Annotated in this window: 14 protein-coding genes; 9 read left to right on the top strand and 5 right to left on the bottom strand. The window is 42.0% G+C overall.

Annotated features, from left to right (window positions below; all coding sequences use genetic code 11):
* Nucleotides 1-12: 12 nt before the first annotated feature.
* Entirely contained in the window at nucleotides 13-1,059 is a 1,047-nt protein-coding gene (gene lgt / locus M2448_RS02385; protein ID WP_280644678.1) for a prolipoprotein diacylglyceryl transferase, read from the bottom strand.
* A 1,200-nt stretch (nucleotides 1,060-2,259) separates the two neighbouring features.
* Between lgt and M2448_RS02380 the strand changes: the two genes are divergently transcribed.
* The 3 genes from M2448_RS02380 (at nucleotide 2,260) to M2448_RS02370 (ending at nucleotide 7,133) form a co-directional block, all read left to right on the top strand.
* Entirely contained in the window at nucleotides 2,260-4,227 is a 1,968-nt protein-coding gene (locus tag M2448_RS02380) for a glycogen debranching enzyme N-terminal domain-containing protein (protein ID WP_280644677.1), read from the top strand.
* Nucleotides 4,228-4,342: 115 nt separating this feature from the next.
* Entirely contained in the window at nucleotides 4,343-5,602 is a 1,260-nt protein-coding gene (locus M2448_RS02375; protein WP_280644676.1) for a glycosyltransferase, read from the top strand.
* 13 nt (nucleotides 5,603-5,615) lie between these two features.
* The gene (locus M2448_RS02370; protein ID WP_280644675.1) at nucleotides 5,616-7,133 is read left to right on the top strand and encodes a polysaccharide deacetylase family protein; all 1,518 of its coding nucleotides are present in this window, start codon (nucleotides 5,616-5,618) and stop codon (nucleotides 7,131-7,133) included.
* Between the two features lie 74 nt (nucleotides 7,134-7,207).
* Here M2448_RS02370 and M2448_RS02365 read toward each other — a convergent pair whose 3' ends face one another.
* Nucleotides 7,208-7,657, bottom strand: a complete 450-nt coding sequence (locus M2448_RS02365) for a hypothetical protein (RefSeq protein ID WP_280644674.1) — start codon at nucleotides 7,655-7,657, stop codon at nucleotides 7,208-7,210.
* Between the two features lie 10 nt (nucleotides 7,658-7,667).
* The gene (locus M2448_RS02360) at nucleotides 7,668-9,299 is read right to left on the bottom strand and encodes a sulfatase-like hydrolase/transferase (protein ID WP_280644673.1); all 1,632 of its coding nucleotides are present in this window, start codon (nucleotides 9,297-9,299) and stop codon (nucleotides 7,668-7,670) included.
* Nucleotides 9,300-9,420: 121 nt separating this feature from the next.
* Here M2448_RS02360 and M2448_RS02355 point away from each other — a divergent pair, with 121 nt between their 5' ends.
* Complete coding sequence (locus M2448_RS02355; RefSeq protein WP_280644672.1) at nucleotides 9,421-10,506, top strand: CorA family divalent cation transporter; 1,086 nt, start codon at nucleotides 9,421-9,423, stop codon at nucleotides 10,504-10,506.
* Between the two features lie 89 nt (nucleotides 10,507-10,595).
* Entirely contained in the window at nucleotides 10,596-11,753 is a 1,158-nt protein-coding gene (locus M2448_RS02350; protein ID WP_280644671.1) for a tetratricopeptide repeat protein, read from the top strand.
* A gap of 133 nt (nucleotides 11,754-11,886) precedes the next feature.
* Here M2448_RS02350 and M2448_RS02345 read toward each other — a convergent pair whose 3' ends face one another.
* The gene (locus M2448_RS02345) at nucleotides 11,887-13,302 is read right to left on the bottom strand and encodes a DHA2 family efflux MFS transporter permease subunit (RefSeq protein ID WP_280644670.1); all 1,416 of its coding nucleotides are present in this window, start codon (nucleotides 13,300-13,302) and stop codon (nucleotides 11,887-11,889) included.
* Between the two features lie 149 nt (nucleotides 13,303-13,451).
* Between M2448_RS02345 and M2448_RS02340 the strand changes: the two genes are divergently transcribed.
* From M2448_RS02340 to M2448_RS02325, 4 genes are all read left to right on the top strand, one after another.
* A complete protein-coding gene (locus M2448_RS02340; RefSeq protein ID WP_280644669.1) occupies nucleotides 13,452-13,868 on the top strand; it encodes a hypothetical protein in 417 nt (138 codons plus the stop codon).
* Between the two features lie 206 nt (nucleotides 13,869-14,074).
* A complete protein-coding gene (locus M2448_RS02335) occupies nucleotides 14,075-14,638 on the top strand; it encodes a transposase (RefSeq protein ID WP_280644668.1) in 564 nt (187 codons plus the stop codon).
* 693 nt (nucleotides 14,639-15,331) lie between these two features.
* Nucleotides 15,332-16,315 (top strand): hypothetical protein, encoded by a 984-nt coding sequence (locus M2448_RS02330; RefSeq protein WP_280644667.1) that lies wholly within the window; start codon nucleotides 15,332-15,334, stop codon nucleotides 16,313-16,315.
* A 34-nt stretch (nucleotides 16,316-16,349) separates the two neighbouring features.
* Entirely contained in the window at nucleotides 16,350-17,678 is a 1,329-nt protein-coding gene (locus M2448_RS02325; RefSeq protein ID WP_280644666.1) for a deoxyguanosinetriphosphate triphosphohydrolase, read from the top strand.
* A 64-nt stretch (nucleotides 17,679-17,742) separates the two neighbouring features.
* Here M2448_RS02325 and rpiB read toward each other — a convergent pair whose 3' ends face one another.
* Nucleotides 17,743-18,189: a ribose 5-phosphate isomerase B gene (rpiB, locus tag M2448_RS02320; protein ID WP_280644665.1), complete on the bottom strand. Its 447-nt coding sequence runs from the start codon at nucleotides 18,187-18,189 to the stop codon at nucleotides 17,743-17,745.
* Nucleotides 18,190-18,290: the final 101 nt, after the last annotated feature.

Genomic DNA, 18,290 nt, shown 5'->3' with positions numbered 1-18,290 from the left:
TTAGATTTTCTTCTATTTCTTTTTATTTAGATTTTCTGTAGTTTCCGGCTCTCGTTTCAATGCACTCCATACCAGCCAGACACCCCAGATGACAAACGGCAGGCTAAGCAATTGTCCCATATTGATGCCTATCGTATCTATCATCTGTATCTCGAATGGCTCTTGTATGTTCTTAATAAATTCTATCAGAAAACGGGAAAAGAAAATACCGATAAGCGATATTCCCAAGATAAGCCCCGTCCTGTTTTTAGCTGTCGTCTTATAGAAGAGATATAAGCCTAAACCGAACAAAAACAAGTAAACCAAAGCTTCGTATATTTGTGTAGGATGGCATGGCAATTCGCCAGAGCCACCCTGAGCCAGTGGCCAGTGCCATTTTACGTCTCTTACGAAATTAAAACCCCAAGGTAATTCGGTAGCACCACCGTATATTTCTGAATTCATCAGGTTGCCCAGACGGATGGATGTAGCACCGATAGCCACGCCTATAACCAGTCTGTCCAGTGTTTTTATCGACATTTCACGCGTTGTATATACCAAAGACACACACACGCCTATAAAGAATCCCATAAATGTAAACTGATATAGTAACAGGTCGAGCGAAGATTCTGCTCCCGTTATCAGCTTATAGATATAGTAGCATGCAGCACCGAGTACAAGGCCTATAACGGAGGAGATACCCAGATGCTTCCAATTAATCTTTTTACCGGTAATCTTCAGCGAATAGAGGCATACCCCGATAGTCATCCCGATAGCACCGCCATGGCTGGCTAGTCCACCTTCCCATACTTTCAGCAAGTCGAGCGGATGCGACAGATAGGCCACAGGATCGTAAAACAGGCAATGCCCCAGACGTGCGCCTATGATCAACCCTGTCAGGACATATATAAATAAGGAATCGAACCATTTGTCCGGTAATTTCTCATATTTATACATTTTTTGTACCACCATCGTAGTACAAAGGACTCCGGCCGCCCACAGAATACCATACCAGCGTATTTCGCGCCCAAACAAAGACAAGGCCTCCGGATTTACATCCCACGTTATAAATGAAAGCATATATTTAACTTATTTCGATTTAGTATTATATAACTTTATTTCAGGACTACAAAGATATAAAAATACTAAACATTAGCGCGCCGCCGGTTAATAAGTTATAGTTTGCTATACAGCCAAATGCTCAATAAAACCATAAATTACAATTATTTAACGGAATGATAAAAGATACTTCATTAACTAAAATAGTTCTAAATAAGGTTTGTGTGTAGTTAGTTTCATGTTTAATATAATCGTCCGATTTCTTATTGCGCGCAATTAAAAATTGCTTACCTTACTTTGCCCAAAGCCGCAAAGTAAGCAAAACGCTTTAGCGCCACGCTTCATCGGACGACCCGTAAAAGGGCTTAAAGGCTAAACGAAAAAACTAGCTCTAAGACTTGTATAGTTAGAATCAGTAGCCAAGCTCAAACACGTTTTCGTTTTTACGCCTTTCTCACCCTACGGGTGCCCCGTCCATAAAGCTAACGGCGCAGGCTGACGCACGATCGGGAGACGACAAAAAGATTCTGTCTTGTCGCCGCATTGCGGTTCTGTGCATTAGTTCCGCAGTGGGGGCACCCATCCGGTGAAGTCAGCGTAAAAAGGGATGAGGCAACAGCATGTTTGTCCCTTTTAGCCGGCAAGCCGTTGGTGGGTCGGCGAGAAACGGAGCACTAGCTTTTTGTTTCGTTTTGGGCAATGCCAACCAACGGTCACAGGAGCAAAGCGTATGTAAAATGAAAAACAAGCACGGGAGTGCGCGTTAGATATGTGCTAAATTTATAAGAATTAAACTGAGATAGGAGTTACACGCAGGAAGAAATCGAACATATAATCAAAATCCTAATCCTAATCTGCATTTAGAGTCTGTTTAAATTTTACCAAAATATTTTATTACAGATTCTTTTTCATTCATTTTTAGGCTCTTTTGGTTTAATTTATCCCTTTTATCGGTTTAAATAGCCCGCTATTATCACCTCAAAAAAGAATAAATTATTTCCAAAATGGCTCTAAAAATCTGAATGAATAAAATTTAAACAGACTCTAAATAATAAAAACTATCGTTATAGTCTTCTGAAATTTGTTGCTATGTTCATAAACATTTCTAAAAAAGGAGCAAATCTTTAACATTTTTACTATCTTTAAAAACGGATATATCGAGCAAATATATCCTTTTGTTTATTATTGTACTTTATATAAACCGAATAACTTATCCGTAACATGGGTCATAATAAGGCTAATACATATCTGAAATTCGACAAAAGCCGTATGGTCAACCTCGAATATTCCCTCAAAAGAGAGATATTGAGAACCAACCGGCGCGGTGCCTATCATTGTACAACACTTGTAGAATGTAATACACGCAAACAGCACGGACTGCTTGTCATGCCTGTTCCCAAACTCGACAACTCTAACCATGTACTGCTTTCGTCTTTCGATGAAACTGTTATACAGCATGGAGCCGAGTTCAATCTGGGAATACACAAGTATGATGGGAACAATTACAGTCCGATGGGGCATAAATATATACGCGAATTCGATTGCGACTCGCTGCCGCGTACCATCTACCGTGTAGGAGGTGTTATCTTATCAAAAGAAAAGATGTTTTCGCTCGAAGACAATTCCATTTTCATCCGTTACACATTGCTCGATGCACATTCGCCTACCACCATACGCTTCAAGCCGTTTCTTGCATTCCGGGAGATAAATCAACTTACGCAGGAAAACTCAGTTGCCGAACATGGCTACAAAGAGGTAGAGAACGGTATCAGCATGCAGATGTACAGCGGTTATCCCGAACTGTTTATGCAATTCAACAAAGAGGTTGATTTTATATTCGAACCCAGCTGGTACAAAGGGATCGAGTACGAAAGAGATAAGGAAGAAGGACTGGAATATAAGGAAGACCTCTATGTGCCGGGTTACTTCGAACTACCTATCACCAAAGGCGAATCCATTATTTTTTCGGCTAGTGATGTGCAGGCAAATACACAGCGGCTTATCACTTTTTTCGAAGAGGGTATAAAAGACAGGACTCCCCGTTCCTCTTTTTTCAACTGCCTGAAAAACTCAGCCCATCAGTTCTATTTCCGTCCGTCAAAAGACGAGTTATACCTGCTCAACGGATACCCTTGGGGAAGAGTAGCCGCGCGCGAACAGTTCATGGCTCTGCCCGGACTGACGCTGAGCACAGGAAAGCCCGAGGCTTTTGAACAAGTTGTAGATACAGCTGTTCCAATAATAGAAGACTTTATGAAAGGAAAGCCCGTTTATGGCTTTCTGAGTGATATAGGTAATGCCGACGTGTTGTTATGGCTGATTCGCTCACTGAAGAAATTCTTCATCGAAGATCCGGCACGCTTTCATCTCAAATATGCCGATCTGGTAAACCGGATGGTTACATTCATACAGGAGGGAAAACATCCGAACCTGAGACCATTGACAAACGGATTGCTCAGTGTAGACAATCGTTCCAACTTCCCTAGCTGGATGCACAGTACGGTGGCAGACGAAAGCATCAGATCGGGGCGTACAGGATGTCTGGTAGAAGTAAATGCCTTTTGGTACAACGCCCTGATGTTCAATCAGGAAATAGCCAGGCATAACGAAAACGAAAAACTGGATAAAAAAATGGGGCTACTGGCCGAGTTGGTAAAAACTTCGTTCCTCGAAGTCTTTCTCAACGATGGCGGTTACCTCTACGACTATGTGGTGGGTAACTATGTAGACTGGAGTGTAAGGCCTAATATGCTTCTGGCTATAGCCTGCGACTATCCGTTGTTGGATAAGCGTCAGAGCAAGTCTATACTGGATATAATCACCAAAGAGCTATTGACACCGAAAGGCATACGTTCGCTCAGCCCTAAAAGCATCGGGTTCAGGCCTCGTAGCGAAGGTTCGTTAAACGACAGGATGTATAGTGCCTACAACGGAGCTGCATGGCCTTGGCTGCTGGGACCATATATCGAAGCCTATCTGAAAATATTCCAGCGAAGCGGAATATCCTTCCTCGAGCGGCTTCTGATCGGTACCGAAGAAGAAATGTCGAACGACTGTATTGGTTCCCTGTCTGCCATATACGACGGCAGCATACCTTATTTCGGTCATGGCCCGATATCGTACGCCACCAATGTAGCAGGAGTATTGCGGGCTTTAGAGATACAAAAATCTTTTGCAGATGAATATTAAATAAATTAGTTACACGTTACTGTGCCTTTCAGGCAGTTACACGTTACAAGTTTTATCGATCAGGCTCGTTCCCCGTAACTTGTAACTCGTAATTCGTAACTTATAAAAAAGATAGATGAAAGCATTAATGTTTGGATGGGAGTTTCCTCCCCACATACTGGGGGGACTCGGCACTGCCAGCTATGGGCTGACCAGAGGCATGGCAATGCAGCCCGATATGGATATTACATTTGTGATTCCCAAGCCATGGGGCGATGAGGATCAAAGTTTCCTGAAAATAATAGGAGCATGCAATACTCCTGTTGTATGGAATGACGTCCATTGGGATTATGTTAGCGAAAGGCTTTCCCGATATATGGATCCGCAGGAATATTACAATCTGAGGGATCATATCTATGCCGATTTCAGATATCTGCATACAAATGATCTGGGATGTATCGAATTTTCGGGAAAATACCCCGACAACCTGCTCGAGGAGATCAACAACTACTCCATTGTAGCCGGAGTCATAGCTCGTACAGAGGGTTACGACATCATACACTCGCACGACTGGCTTACCTATCCGGCCGGAATACACGCCAAAAATATATTAGGTAAACCGTTGGTCATACATGTACACGCCACCGATTTCGACCGTAGTCGCGGCAATGTAAATCCGCAGGTATATCAGATGGAGAAAAACGGAATGGACTATGCCGATCATATAATCTGTGTGAGCGAGCTCACCCGTAAAACTGTCATTGAGAAATACTTTCAGGATCCGGCAAAGGTAACTACCGTACACAATGCCGTAGAGCCGTTAAGCGCCGAAATACTAGCCATCAATCCCGAAAAAGGGACGAAAGACAAAGTGGTCACATTCTTAGGACGTATCACTATGCAGAAAGGTCCCGAATACTTCGTGGAAGCAGCCGCACGCGTACTCGAAAAAGCCAAGCATATCCGCTTCGTTATGGCCGGCAGTGGCGATATGATGGAACGTATGATATATCTCGCTGCCGAAAAAGGAATTTCCGACCGCTTTCATTTCACAGGTTTCCTAAAGGGGAAACAAGTGTACGAAATGCTGAAAAGAAGTGATGTATATGTTATGCCATCTGTTTCCGAACCTTTCGGTATCTCTCCGCTTGAGGCCATGCAATGCAGCATACCTACCATTATATCCAAACAGTCGGGTTGCGCCGAGATTCTCGACAAAGCTGTTAAGGTAGACTACTGGGATGTAGACGGAATGGCAGATGCTATCTACTCTATATGTACCTACGATGCCATGTCTGATTTCCTAAGCAAAGAAGGGAAGATAGAAGTGGACAATATCAAGTGGGAATATGCAGGGCAAAAAGTAAGAGATATTTATAATAATTTATGTAAATAAAAGAATTTAAGATATGAAAAATATTTGCTTCTACTTCCAGATACACCAGCCGCACCGCCTCAAACGTTACAGGTTCTTCAATATTGGCGGCGACCACTATTACTATGACGACTTTGCCAACGAAGATTTCATACAGCAGGTAGCTGAGGTTTCTTTTGTTCCGGCCAACAGAGTCATACTGGACATGATAAAGGAATACAAGGGAAAGTTTAAAGCTGCATTCTCTATATCGGGTGTAGCGCTCGATCAGTTAGAGATATATGCCCCTGAAGTGATAGACGGATTCAGAGAACTGGCCGATACGGGCTGTGTAGAATTTCTGGCCGAAACACAAGGGCATTCGCTGGCCTCCCTTATCGACCCCGAAGGCTTCAAGAAGCAGGTCAAAGACCATAGCGATAAGATAGAAAGCCTTTTCGGACAGAAGCCAAAGGTATTCAGAAATACAGAACTTATATTCTCCGATGAAATCGCGGAACTTGTTCACGAAATGGGATTCATCGGTATGCTGACACCGGGTGCCAAAAGAACGCTGGGATGGAAAAGCCCCAACTATGTATATCAGTCGGCAGCACAGCCTAAACTGAAACTACTGATGCGCAACCCTAAGTTCAGCGATGATATAGCAACGCGTTTCTCCAATTATAACTGGAGCGAATATCCGCTTACAGCCGACAAATTTATCAACTGGATAGCGGCAACACCAAAAGAAGAACAGGCAATCAATCTCTTCATGAACTATGAGGCATTGGGTAACTTCCAGAAGAGGAGTTCGGGAATCTTCGATTTCCTGAAAGCCTTGCCACGCTTTGCTGCCGAAAAGAATATCGGATTTGCCACCCCTAGCGAAGTATTGAATACATTGAAGCCTGTGGGTAGTATCTCATCTATGCACCCCATATCGTGGGTAGGCGAGGAGAGAGATGTATCGCCATGGCTGGGAAATACATTGCAGCAGGAGGCATTCCATAAATTGTACGAAATAGCTGAACGGGTAAATCTCAGCCAGTCGAGACGATTGATACAGGACTGGATTTACCTGCAATCGAGCGACCATTTCTATTATATGGGTACAAAGAACGATCTGCCATTCAGTCCCTTCCCGTCACCTTACGAAGCATTCAACACTTATATGAATGTGCTGAGTGACTTTAAAGAAAGGGTCGAAGCTGAGTTCCCTAGTTCGATAGAAACGGAAGAGTTGAATGCTTTGCTGACCACAATTCACAATCAGGCCGATGAAATCGACCGTTTGGAAGAAACAATAAAGAAACTGGAAACCAAAGGTAATCCTGTGCCGGCTGCTAAAGAAAGTAAAGCTGCCCCAAAACCGAAAGCTGCCGCCAGCAAACCAAAGGCAAAACTGGTTGCTGAGAAAAAAGTGGAAGTAAAACCAAAAGCTACAGAGGTAAAGCCAAAAGCAGAGGAGAAACCAAAAACTACTGCGACTACAAAAGCAAAGCCTGCTGCCAAGCCAAAAACAGAGGCTAAACCTAAGGGAGAAGCAAAGCCGAAAGCTACAAAGAAATAATATATGTGTAAGTGTAATAATGAGTTATAAGCTGAGGCTTATAACTCATTATTTTATTTTCTGAGATCACATCGTTATATTTTCTTCTTGTCTAAAAAATCTTGTATATAAGAATATGTAATACCGTAGTCGATAAGGAAATCATTGAGGGATTCCATACTTTCTATATCCCAGTCGTTAATATAATATTGGACGTAATATTCAAGATAGCTGTCTAAATCGGTTATGATTAGTAACAACCTTAGTATTCCGAGATAATTTATATTTATGTTATGCTCTTTAATGAGTTTAATAAAATTATCGGGAATAATATTATCTAAATTTCCTATATAGTTTAACCCTGCATTGTTTAATTCGAAAATGATCTCATCTTCATTGGTAATGGTATCACCATAGCCTTCATACAAGTATTTAGGTGCTAAGTCTGAAAATTTTACAGGAAGATATTCATTCAGTGTTTTTATACTGATTTTTTCCAATAGCAGATCATCCTCTATTTTTCTTCTTTTAGAAAACCATTTCATACAGATTCTTTTATTCTTCAAACTTCCTTCTTATCTCCTCATATTTCTTACTGCCTACAAGACGTTCCCTTTCTACAAAGTTTTTAGAAAACAGGCTGCGGCTATCATCATAATCTTTATATTTCAGCCCCGCAATATCCGATATGGAATAGATAAAATCAGCCGTTGAATACGGACGATTTATGTCGAATACCAGATCTTTGCGTTGCTGCCTGTATGAGGGAGACATCCATATCATAAAAGGAATCTCGCACATGGCCGGAGATACCTTTTCGTAGGCATGGCCTGCAAACCTACGATAGTCGTACAGTTCTTCGGCATGATCCGAAAAATATATCATAGCCGTATTCTCTACATGATGATTCTCTAGTGAGCGGATAATACTGTGTATGAGATAGTCGTTGTATAATACGGAATTGTCGTATTTATCGACAGTTTTTACATCATTAATCTCCATGTAAGGCTTTTGTGTAATAAGGCTGTCTTTTTTGTTGTTGAACACAATAAACTCTTTCGGGTAGCGGAATTCGTACGCCATATGGTTGCCTATCAGGTGTATAAGTATCAGTTTGTTTTTATTGCTTCCACTATTCAGTACCGAATCCAGTACGGGCAGCACTATATCGTCGTGTTGCCTGTACGGAGCCAGATTGTATTTCTTCTTGGCCAGCGTGAGCAGGATATCGTAGCTCGAACGGCATTCTTCGCTGAATTCCTGATTGCTGATAAGGTATGTATTATATCCTGCGCGGTTGAATAGTTCGTATAACGAAGGCTTTTTTGTAAAATAATCCGCATGTTTCGGCTCTATCATAGAAAGAACCGATCGCATGACCGAAATAGTATGCACCTGCGGCGAAACCACATCGTTGTACACAATAAGGCTGTCGCCGTACGCCGATAGTAGCGGGTTGGTTTCGCGCCCGTAGCCGTATAGCGACATATGGTGCTTATTCAGCGATTCGCCGATGACTACGACTATTGTCTGAGGAATAGTATCGTGGTTGATGGAGGTAACCTCATAAGTTTCTGTTTGCCGTTCCCGTATCGTTTTTATCTCGTTTGTCGTACGGATTTTGTAAGTGATGAATGTCTTGTATATATTGATGAAATATACCGAGCGCGACAACTGATTGATGCTGATAACAGCCAGAATAACAACAATGCTAGATATGAAAAGCAATGTGTGTTTTCTTTTGCTCAGCCGTTCGAAAGGCTTCATCAGGCAGATCATAATAATGGGTATCGCTGCATAGACTAGTACTCCTGTTATTACCCACAGGCTGAGGTAGTGTGCAACAAACTCGCGGCTCTCCTCGGGATTGGTTTCGAACAGGCTGGTAACACTGTTCTGCTCGAGCAGTACGCCTGCAAAAAGCAGGTATGCCAGATAGATGGAACCCGGAATAATGGATATTGCCAGCAAGATGGCATATATAGTCTTCTCGGCTTTAGAGTCAATGAAAAGTGATAACACCGATATAGCGGCAAACAACAGACCGCATACAGCGAAAATGGCGATTTTATCAAAGAAATTCAGATTTTGGGCAAGGGGGCACAAAATAGGAACCAGTAGTAAAATATAGAACAGAAAAAAGAATTGAAGTTTCTTTTGTTTCAGTATATTCAGAACTTCCTTCATCAACGATCAGCGTTCATTTGTAATTACCGTACCGGGTTGCATTTACATAAATAAGCCGGCTAAGTGTGCAAATATAGTATTTTATTCTTACTTTTGATACAGTATATTATCTTTAGGTAGTATGAGCGGAAAAACAGTGAAAGGAACGAAGAATAACAAACGCAGGTTGGCCCGGAATAATTATCTTTTGTCAAAGCCCGCTTATTTCGGAGATAAGAATATTCCGATGACTATCGAGTTGATTCAATATGATGCCCGGCAGTTGAATGTGAAAAATATTCCCTTGCAGTCGGCCTTTAAAGACTATATTGATAAAACCAAAGTGAACTGGTTTAAAGTAACCGGTATATCCGATGCTGCCGTTGTAAACCGTATTTGCCGCGAAGCGGGATTGCATGGCTTTGATGTAAAAGACCTGTTGGCCGACCAGCAGGTAGTAAAAGCTGTAGTTTACGATAAAGTGACTTATATGCTAATGTCGTCTTTCCATCAGGTGGGCGATACGGCTAACATTGACGATATGCAGATTGCTTTTATCTTGGGAGCCGACTATATTATCAGTTTTCAGGAAGAACTAGTCCCTGTATTCGACGATGTAAAGAAGGAAATTGAGGAAGATAATATACTGATAAGACAAAAGGCTGGCGATTTTTTACTCTACATCTTACTGAATGCTGTAAATCTCTCCAATATCAATACTGTGATGATAATGGAAGATCATCTGGCCAATATGGAAGAATCTCTGATAACCGATAATAAATCGGCAGATACACTGCGGCTTTTACATACATGCAGGGTAAATTATATGCACATAAAACGTTCGGTGGTTTCGATGCGTGAAGAGTTCAGCAATTTGCTGCATAACTCAAATGAACTGATCCTCAAAGAGAACCTTGTTTATTTTGAAGACTTTGACGATCGTATGCGCACCACTCTCGGCGACCTGGCTTCTTTCTATGAAACGCTGACGTCGGTGTCCGATCTTTATTACAACAATAATAATATGCGGATGAACGAGATCATCAAGCGACTGACGATTGTCTCCACTATATTTATTCCGCTTACATTTATGGTAGGCGTATGGGGTATGAATTTTAAGTTTATGCCCGAGCTCGACTGGGAGTACGGATATATTGGCTCATGGGCTGTCCTTGTATTGGTAGCTATCCTTTCTTATCTGTGGATAAGGAAACAAAAGTGGTTCTGAATAATTCATTCACTAAATAAAACAAAGTATTCATTGTATCGGGTATCTACTAACGACAATGATACGTTGGATCTAAAAAATTAAATATCATGAAAAAGATCATACTTTTTTTGCTGGTTCTTCACTGTGCAGGTGTTTCTTATGTCTCCGGCAATACATTTTTGCCGGGCGATATGCAAGTGGTACAGCCTTCGGATGATATAAGAATAATGTTCGAAAATGAGCAATACAATGAGATCATCAATCGCTTTTCCGGTAAGCCACGTACACTTTCGGCCAATGAACTTACGTATGTCGCCATGTCTTATTTCCATATCGAAGATCTCGAAAATGCTACTATATTTGCTGAAATGGCAAAGAAAAAAGACTCGAAACACGCTCCGGCTTATTATGTGGAAAGTATGATCAATAGTGTGATAGGCGATTACTCGCAGGCACTGAAGAACATGCAGGCAGCAATAAGCCTGTCGCCCGACGAAGCCGGATACCGTGTAGCTGTCGGTGATATTTATTATACTCAGGAAAAATTCGATCAGGCATTAGAAAACTACCAAAATGCGGTAAGCATGGCAGTTCCTGCCGAAAAAGGCTATTACATGATCGGCGCATCCTATGCCAGCATGGATAAGATAAAAGAAGCACTTGAAGCCTTTTATACGGCAAAGTCGAAGATTGTAAAAGATAAAGAACTATATGTTACCGTACTTTATAATATCGGTAACCTTGAGTATAATGATGGTAATTACAGCAAGGCACAGGATGCATATAAAGAACTCACCGAATATTTTCCTGACGACTATTATTCATACGAGAAGCTTGTGCAATGCAGTAACGCATTAGGTGATAATGCCAATGCCAAAGTATATAAAGAACGTATGTACGATGCACATAGCAGCGGTTTGCTGGCGACTACCAGTCTGTCGGATATGTTCTGTATCGATAATTTTATGGTAGGAGCAAAATCCGTTTCCGCATACGAACGCTATGAAGAGCCGACAGGGAATCCGCTGGTAAAGAACATATTTTATGTGTCGGATAGTGCGGGAAACATCGAATCCACCGTATTCTTGGAATATATCCCTTCCGATACGGATAAGGCTAAAGGAAAATATCATACAGTAGTTACAAAAGATTCGGTACGGTATTCAGGCGGTATTTCGGCAGACTCGTACATCGGTTATGAAATACTGAAACCGTATATTATAGAAATAGTAAAAGGAGATACAAGGCTTACGCCAATAGACTAATTTTGGAAATTGCCACGCCTTTTAAGGCGTGGAATAGGATTTCTCTAATAATGACTTTAGTCAAAAAGAACTTTTGTAAAAGATTTTATTGGCATACTATCCCTTCTTCACTTAAAATCGTAGGCAACTAAAATTACCCGTTCCTGTCCCTTTTGGTTACCCGTACAGCATCACCCGCATCGGGAGCGAGCTTGGTAAATCCATATAGGGAGACAACACCCAGTATGGCCACAAATATAAATGCCAGTCTGAAATCGGCAACCGAGTAATGCTGCTCTGCTCCTCCGTTTATCATATTAGAGAAACGCAGGAAAACAGCCCCCATAGCAATACCCATACCGGTCGACATCTGTTGCACAGTACTGTATAATGTGTTAGCTGCCGTCATACGCTGTTGAGGTATTTCGGCAAAAGCCAGTGTCGTAATTGCGCTGAACTGCATAGAGCGAAACATTCCCGACAGGAACATAACGGCAACGATAAGTATCACCGGAGTAGTCGGCAGCAACAGCGAAGTGAAGAACGTAAACAGAGCTACCATAAATCCGTTTGCAACCAGTACCGTACGGAAATTGTAGTGACGCATTATCCAGATAGTAGCCGGTTTCATCGTCAGATTTCCTGCCATTGTTGCCAGAAACAGCATTCCCGACTGAAACGGATTCAGTCCGAAACCTTCCTGAAACATCAGCGGAACCAGATAAGGTGCTACCCCGATAACCATACGCGACAACGAGCCTGTGAATATCGTGATCTTATAAGTCGGTATTTTTATAATCGAATAGTCTATCAGCGGATTCGATATATGCCGCGAATAAAGTACATTGAAAGTCAGTAGTCCCAGACTAACCAGAATCACTATCAGTGACACATAATAAGGAACTTCTGCGCGGCTGAGTAGTTCTACCCCGTACATAAATCCGGCAAGGGCAAGTCCGCTCAGTACAAAGCCCACCGCATCGAAGCGCCGTTTGGGTTGCCCATCGTCTTTCTCTTCACGTATAAAATGCCATGCAAGGCTCACACATATTATACTGATAGGTATATTGAGGTAAAATATCCAGCGCCATGTCCAGTATGTAGTCAGGTATCCGCCCACCAACGGGCCTAAGATAGGAGCTACCAGTGCAGGCCATGTAATGTAAGCCATAGCTGTTACCAGATTCTCTTTCGGGGTAGCTTTCAGTACGGCAAGCCGTCCCACAGGTGTCATCATAGCTCCAGCCATTCCCTGAAATATGCGGAACAGTACAAACTGTGTCAGTGTTTGTGCAGTACCGCACAGCGCCGATGCCAGCACAAACAGGATGATAGCTGTACAGAATACCTTACGTGTGCCGTAACGGTCGGCAATCCAGCCGCTGACAGGAATAAAGATAGCCAGAGCTATCAGGTATGAGGTTATTCCCGCACTGAGGTGTACTACATCGGTTCCGAACGAACGCGCCATCGCGGGCACAGCCGTATTTACAGCAGTGGTATCGAGTCCCTGCATAAAGAATGCAATAGCGACAATAAGGGAAACTGTGTAAGACCTGTCTATTTTCATTTGTGAAATCAATAACCAACGCGGGTGCAAAGGTAATTAAATTAGCAGTAAGTCGAACGTTATATTTTGTGAACGGAGAGATGGATTTTGATATATGATTTTATAGAAAATTGTGGTTATATTTGAGAAATGAAAACCCGTTTAGCCAAATGATTAGATACTTATACATATTGCTGTTTTTCTGCTTCTTATTTGCCTGTGCAGGAAGCACAAATACAGCCAAACCGATTGAGCCGTCTGTAGATGGAGAATATATTCAACTATCGAAAGCTGAATTTCTGGATATGGCAAAATATCCTGAAAAAATAGCACAGGTAGAAATTGTCGATTTATATGATGATTCGGGTATAATAATGGAGAATGATACATCGTTTATTTATAGATACTTACATGGGGAAGGATTCGATTTGCTCTATACAAGTCAGGGAAACTGGGAGCATGGGGCGAGAATATTCAGTTTATATGTCCGGAAAGATACTATCAGATATCAAATAGATAAATTGTATTATTCCACAGAAAATGGGCAGTATAAGATAACCGAACGAATAAAGCGGATTGGGGAATAGGGTTATCCCTTGTTGGTGCGGTTTGCCTAACCCACGCCTTAAAAGGTGTGGCAATCTAGACCTCTCACTTCGGATGTAATATTTTACGCACCTACAAAACTCCATGTTCACTCTGTGTTACTACTCTGTGGTTTCCTAAACTTTTCATCCTTTTCAAACAACTTTATCAATACCGAAAAAGTATTCACTAAAGAATTTTGAAAACCATGAAATACAGCGATAGACTTGTTGAGAAAATAGTAAAACTGATAGAACAAGACAACTACACCATCACCGAAATTTGCAGAACCCTGAAACTAACGACCAAAACCTTCTACGAATGGAAGAAAACCCGCAGCGACTTCCGCCGAGCCATAGAAGAAGCCGAAGACCGCCGCGACGAATCTCTCGCCACCCTTGTGCGCCACTCCCTGCGCGACCAGCTCGAAGGTTATATAGAAGTCACCGAACGCATCACCTACGAAGACGATGGCTGGGGCGGCGAGAAAATAAAGAACCGCGTAGTAACTAAGCGTAAGCGCGCACCAAAAGCGCATGTAATGAAGCTCGTGCTCGACCGTCAGGACAAGAAGCGTGAAAAGCAAAAAGAAACCGAACAGACCAGCAGGCCTTTTGTCCTAAAATTCCCGAAAGATGCCGATGTGGAAGCCTCCACACAGATGGTGAGTAAATTTCTGGATAAGGTGACAAGCCCACAGCCCCACGAAATCCGTCAGCAGGACAATGGAGAGACAGATGATGACGACAGGTACACAACGGTAATATTATAAATGAAAAGCAGCCCTTCCAAACCTTCCCATAAGACAGGGTTGTTAAGTTCTGCGAGTTGCCACGTCTTTTAAGGCGTGGGTAAGAAGTATTCTTTAAGAAGACTTTAGTCAAATCTGATTTGGCTAAAGCCATATCACAATTATCAACCTTATTCCTCCACTTAAAAGTGGAGGCAATTAATTGAATAGAAATCAGAACTTAACAGCCCTGCTCTAAAGAGAGGCTACAAAAGAGAATAGTAAGAGCCTGTTTAAATTTTACCAAAACATTTTGTTATCGTTCTTCTTTCGTTCATTTTCAGTCTCTTTTTGTCCCATTTTCTCCTTTCTTCAGCTTGAATAGCCCGCTATTCGCGCTTCAGATAAGAAAAAATCATTCCAAAAATAGTTCTGAAAACCTAAACGAATAAAATTTAAACAGGCTCTAAAAGAAAGGTAACAAAAAAACAAAAACAATGCAAAAACGTTACATTCGTTACATTTTAGTTAAAATCCTCCTCACCCTAGCCCTTTCCAAAGGGAGAGGGAGCTACAAAGCCCCGAAGAGGAGAATGATTACAAAAGAGACTTTTCCCTATGGTCGGCGTGACAAGAGGAAGAGATAAAATACTAACTCTTCACTCTTCACAGCTCTGCTCTGTTTTGCCGAAAAAGAAGTATATTTGAAGTTTGGAAATAATATATAATGAATATATGAAACAGACAAAACTGATATTATTGTTGTCAATTCTGCTTCTTGTTGTATCCCAGGGATGTAGTAATAAACCGCCAAAGGTTGATAACGATGTGATAAGGATAGAATCAACGGAGATTGCATTCGATGATTCTATAAGAAGGCCTTATGAGGAATATATTTATGACGATAAGGGGTATTTGGAGCGGTCTGTTACGAGGCACTATGGAAAAGACAGTCTTGGCAGATGGAAAGAGAAAACCCTGATAACATGTGATTATATACGTTCGGGTAAAACGATTAAGATTGAAGGTGTAAAAGAAGATAAGGACGTAAACACCGGAATATCACAAAAGCAGGATATAAAAGTAAAGCTGGAATGTGATGCATCGGGAAGAATTGTAAAACGTACAGAGCAGCCCGAAGGTTATACAATGCCTTTGGTAGATGAATTCGAATGGGAGGGTGATTTTATAAAGAGGAAGAAACGTTACTATGATGGTGATTTAACGAGTGATAACTATCAGGATATTGTAGAATATACATATAAAGACGGGAATATGGTTTTTGCAGATCTGAAGTTTATCATGATTCTCAATAATACCAGAATCCAGATAAACGGAACAATAAAGGCTGATTATGACACGCTGCATTTGAGTTATCAGACACGTCCGGACGAAAGTGCTTTGATATTGAATTCTAATTTAGAATTGTATGCAGCTAAGCATTCCCGTAATGAAAGCCCATCGTTTGTATGGAGTAATTCATTGTTTGAGTTGGATACAAAGAATAAGAAACAGACTCAGGGCAAAGACTCTGCTCTTTCGGGAGCTCTCGATGTTTTGAAGTGGGATGAGAACGGCTATCCGATAATCAGCAGTTATTTGATGAGGTTTGAAAGTAAATCAATTTCTTATATAGATCCGGTTCCGAATAGTGAGACACAGAATGAAGAACAATATTCTGTAGTTTATACTAAATACAAAGATATGCGTAAAAAGTAAAAAGTATATTTTTACGTCAAAAATGATATAAAATATGAATTGGCAACAACTTCTTTCGGCAAAACGCTTCGGTATGGAAGAATATCAGGATGGTAAACATCACGACCGTACCGATTTTCAGCGCGATTTTGACAGGCTTATATTTTCGTCACCGTTCAGGCGGCTGCAAAACAAGACACAGGTGTTTCCCCTTCCGGGTAGTGTGTTTGTTCACAACAGGCTGACTCACAGCATGGAAGTGTCTTGTGTAGGGCGATCGCTCGGAATGATCATCGGGAAAGAGCTGCGGAAGAAATATCCGGCATCGGAAGCCGACTTCGAAGAGATAAGCTCTATCGTTGCAGCCGGATGCCTTGCCCACGATCTGGGTAATCCGCCCTTCGGTCATTCGGGCGAAAGGGCGATTACGAGCTACTTTTCGGAAGGTAAGGGAAAACAGCTCGAGGCTGAGATCAGAGAACAGGGCGGACGATGGGAAGATTTTACCACATTCGAGGGAAATGCCAATTCTATCCGTATGCTTATTCATCAGTTCAACGGACGCAGGCGCGGAGGTTTCGTTCTGACCTATTCCATGTTGGCATCTATAGCCAAATATCCTTATTCGTCTGTTGCAGGACAGGGCAAAGGAAAATTCGGATTCTTTCAGGCCGAAGAAGAAGATTTCAGAAAAATTGCCGATACACTCGGTATGCGCCGTATTCAGGAGTCACCATTGACGTATTGCCGTCACCCGTTGGTCTATCTGGTAGAAGCTGCCGACGATATCTGTTACAAGATAATGGATATAGAAGATGCACACAAGCTGGGCTTATTGTCTACCGAGCAGACAGTCAGTCTGTTTATGAATTTCTTTCCTGAACAGCGACAGGAGAAAATGCGCCGTACGATGCGAGTGGTACACGATACGAACGAACAGATAGCTTACTTGCGTTCGAGCGTTATCGGATTGCTTGTAGATGAGTGTGTAAGGGTGTTTATGGATAATGAAGAACTGATACTGGAAGGCAAATTTGAAGGTGCGCTAATCAAACACATCAGCGAATTACCCAATACAGCTAATAAGAATGCGACAGCAGTCAGTGTAGCTAAGATATACAAGACAAAAGACGTAGTAGATATAGAGCTTGCCGGGCATCGCATTATAGGGTTCCTGTTGGATACGTTCATTTCAGCTATGCAAAGTCCTCAGACCGAGTATTCCAAACTTATTCTGAGCCGCATACCGGAACAATTCTACGCCGCTTCAGATTCTACTTATGACAAAGTGATGTCCGTCCTCGATTTCGTATCGGGAATGACAGATGTGTATGCACTCGACCTCTATCGTAAGATAACGGGTATGAGTTTACCGACCGTATAAAATAGGAAATAAAATAGCCGGTCTCTGATGAAACCGGCTATCTTCTATATAAGAGTTCTTTGCTTTAAATACAAGGTATCTTGTCGATTCTGTTCTGATGCCTTCCCCCTTCGAAAGCTGTATCGAAGAAGATCTTTACCATATCGTAAGCTTCCTTCTGAGATACAAATCGTCCGGGTAGCGTCAGTACATTAGCATCGTTATGCAATCTGACGAGGCGTGCAACTTCTGTATTCCAACACAAGGCGCTACGTACCTTATGGTGCTTGTTCAGCGCCATATTGATGCCATTACCCGTACCGCAGACTGATACGCCGTAGTCACATTCACCGTTGTCGATGGCAGCACCCAGCTTGTGGGCAAAGTCGGGATAGTCTACACTATCGGTACTGTATGTGCCAAAGTCAGTGTACTTGATCCCTTCTGCATCGAACAGGCTGATGAGGTACTTCTTTATCTCATAGCCGGCATGGTCACTGGCAAGGCCGATGGGTTTATCTGTTGGTATCATGGCAGTTTATTTTAGATACTCTTTTACCTGTTTGTAAACGTTATCAGCAGTGAATCCCAGTTTCTCGTCCAGCACCTTGTACGGCGCCGAGAAGCCGAAAG

Origin of the sequence: Dysgonomonas sp. PF1-14 (assembly GCF_029892965.1) — a bacterium.
Taxonomy (GTDB): domain Bacteria; phylum Bacteroidota; class Bacteroidia; order Bacteroidales; family Dysgonomonadaceae; genus Dysgonomonas.
The sequence above is the reverse complement of the archived record's forward strand: the minus strand, read 5'-3'. Positions and strand labels throughout refer to the sequence as shown.

Excerpts from the sequence above, each read along its gene's own strand:
- lgt (WP_280644678.1), bottom strand. The coding sequence starts at position 1,059 with ATGCTTTCATTTATAACGTGGGATGTAAATCCGGAGGCCTTGTCTTTG.
- M2448_RS02380 (WP_280644677.1), top strand. The coding sequence starts at position 2,260 with ATGGGTCATAATAAGGCTAATACATATCTGAAATTCGACAAAAGCCGT.
- M2448_RS02375 (WP_280644676.1), top strand. The coding sequence starts at position 4,343 with ATGAAAGCATTAATGTTTGGATGGGAGTTTCCTCCCCACATACTGGGG.
- M2448_RS02370 (WP_280644675.1), top strand. The coding sequence starts at position 5,616 with ATGAAAAATATTTGCTTCTACTTCCAGATACACCAGCCGCACCGCCTC.
- M2448_RS02365 (WP_280644674.1), bottom strand. The coding sequence starts at position 7,657 with ATGAAATGGTTTTCTAAAAGAAGAAAAATAGAGGATGATCTGCTATTG.
- M2448_RS02360 (WP_280644673.1), bottom strand. The coding sequence starts at position 9,299 with ATGAAGGAAGTTCTGAATATACTGAAACAAAAGAAACTTCAATTCTTT.
- M2448_RS02355 (WP_280644672.1), top strand. The coding sequence starts at position 9,421 with ATGAGCGGAAAAACAGTGAAAGGAACGAAGAATAACAAACGCAGGTTG.
- M2448_RS02350 (WP_280644671.1), top strand. The coding sequence starts at position 10,596 with ATGAAAAAGATCATACTTTTTTTGCTGGTTCTTCACTGTGCAGGTGTT.
- M2448_RS02345 (WP_280644670.1), bottom strand. The coding sequence starts at position 13,302 with ATGAAAATAGACAGGTCTTACACAGTTTCCCTTATTGTCGCTATTGCA.
- M2448_RS02340 (WP_280644669.1), top strand. The coding sequence starts at position 13,452 with ATGATTAGATACTTATACATATTGCTGTTTTTCTGCTTCTTATTTGCC.
- M2448_RS02335 (WP_280644668.1), top strand. The coding sequence starts at position 14,075 with ATGAAATACAGCGATAGACTTGTTGAGAAAATAGTAAAACTGATAGAA.
- M2448_RS02330 (WP_280644667.1), top strand. The coding sequence starts at position 15,332 with ATGAAACAGACAAAACTGATATTATTGTTGTCAATTCTGCTTCTTGTT.
- M2448_RS02325 (WP_280644666.1), top strand. The coding sequence starts at position 16,350 with ATGAATTGGCAACAACTTCTTTCGGCAAAACGCTTCGGTATGGAAGAA.
- rpiB (WP_280644665.1), bottom strand. The coding sequence starts at position 18,189 with ATGATACCAACAGATAAACCCATCGGCCTTGCCAGTGACCATGCCGGC.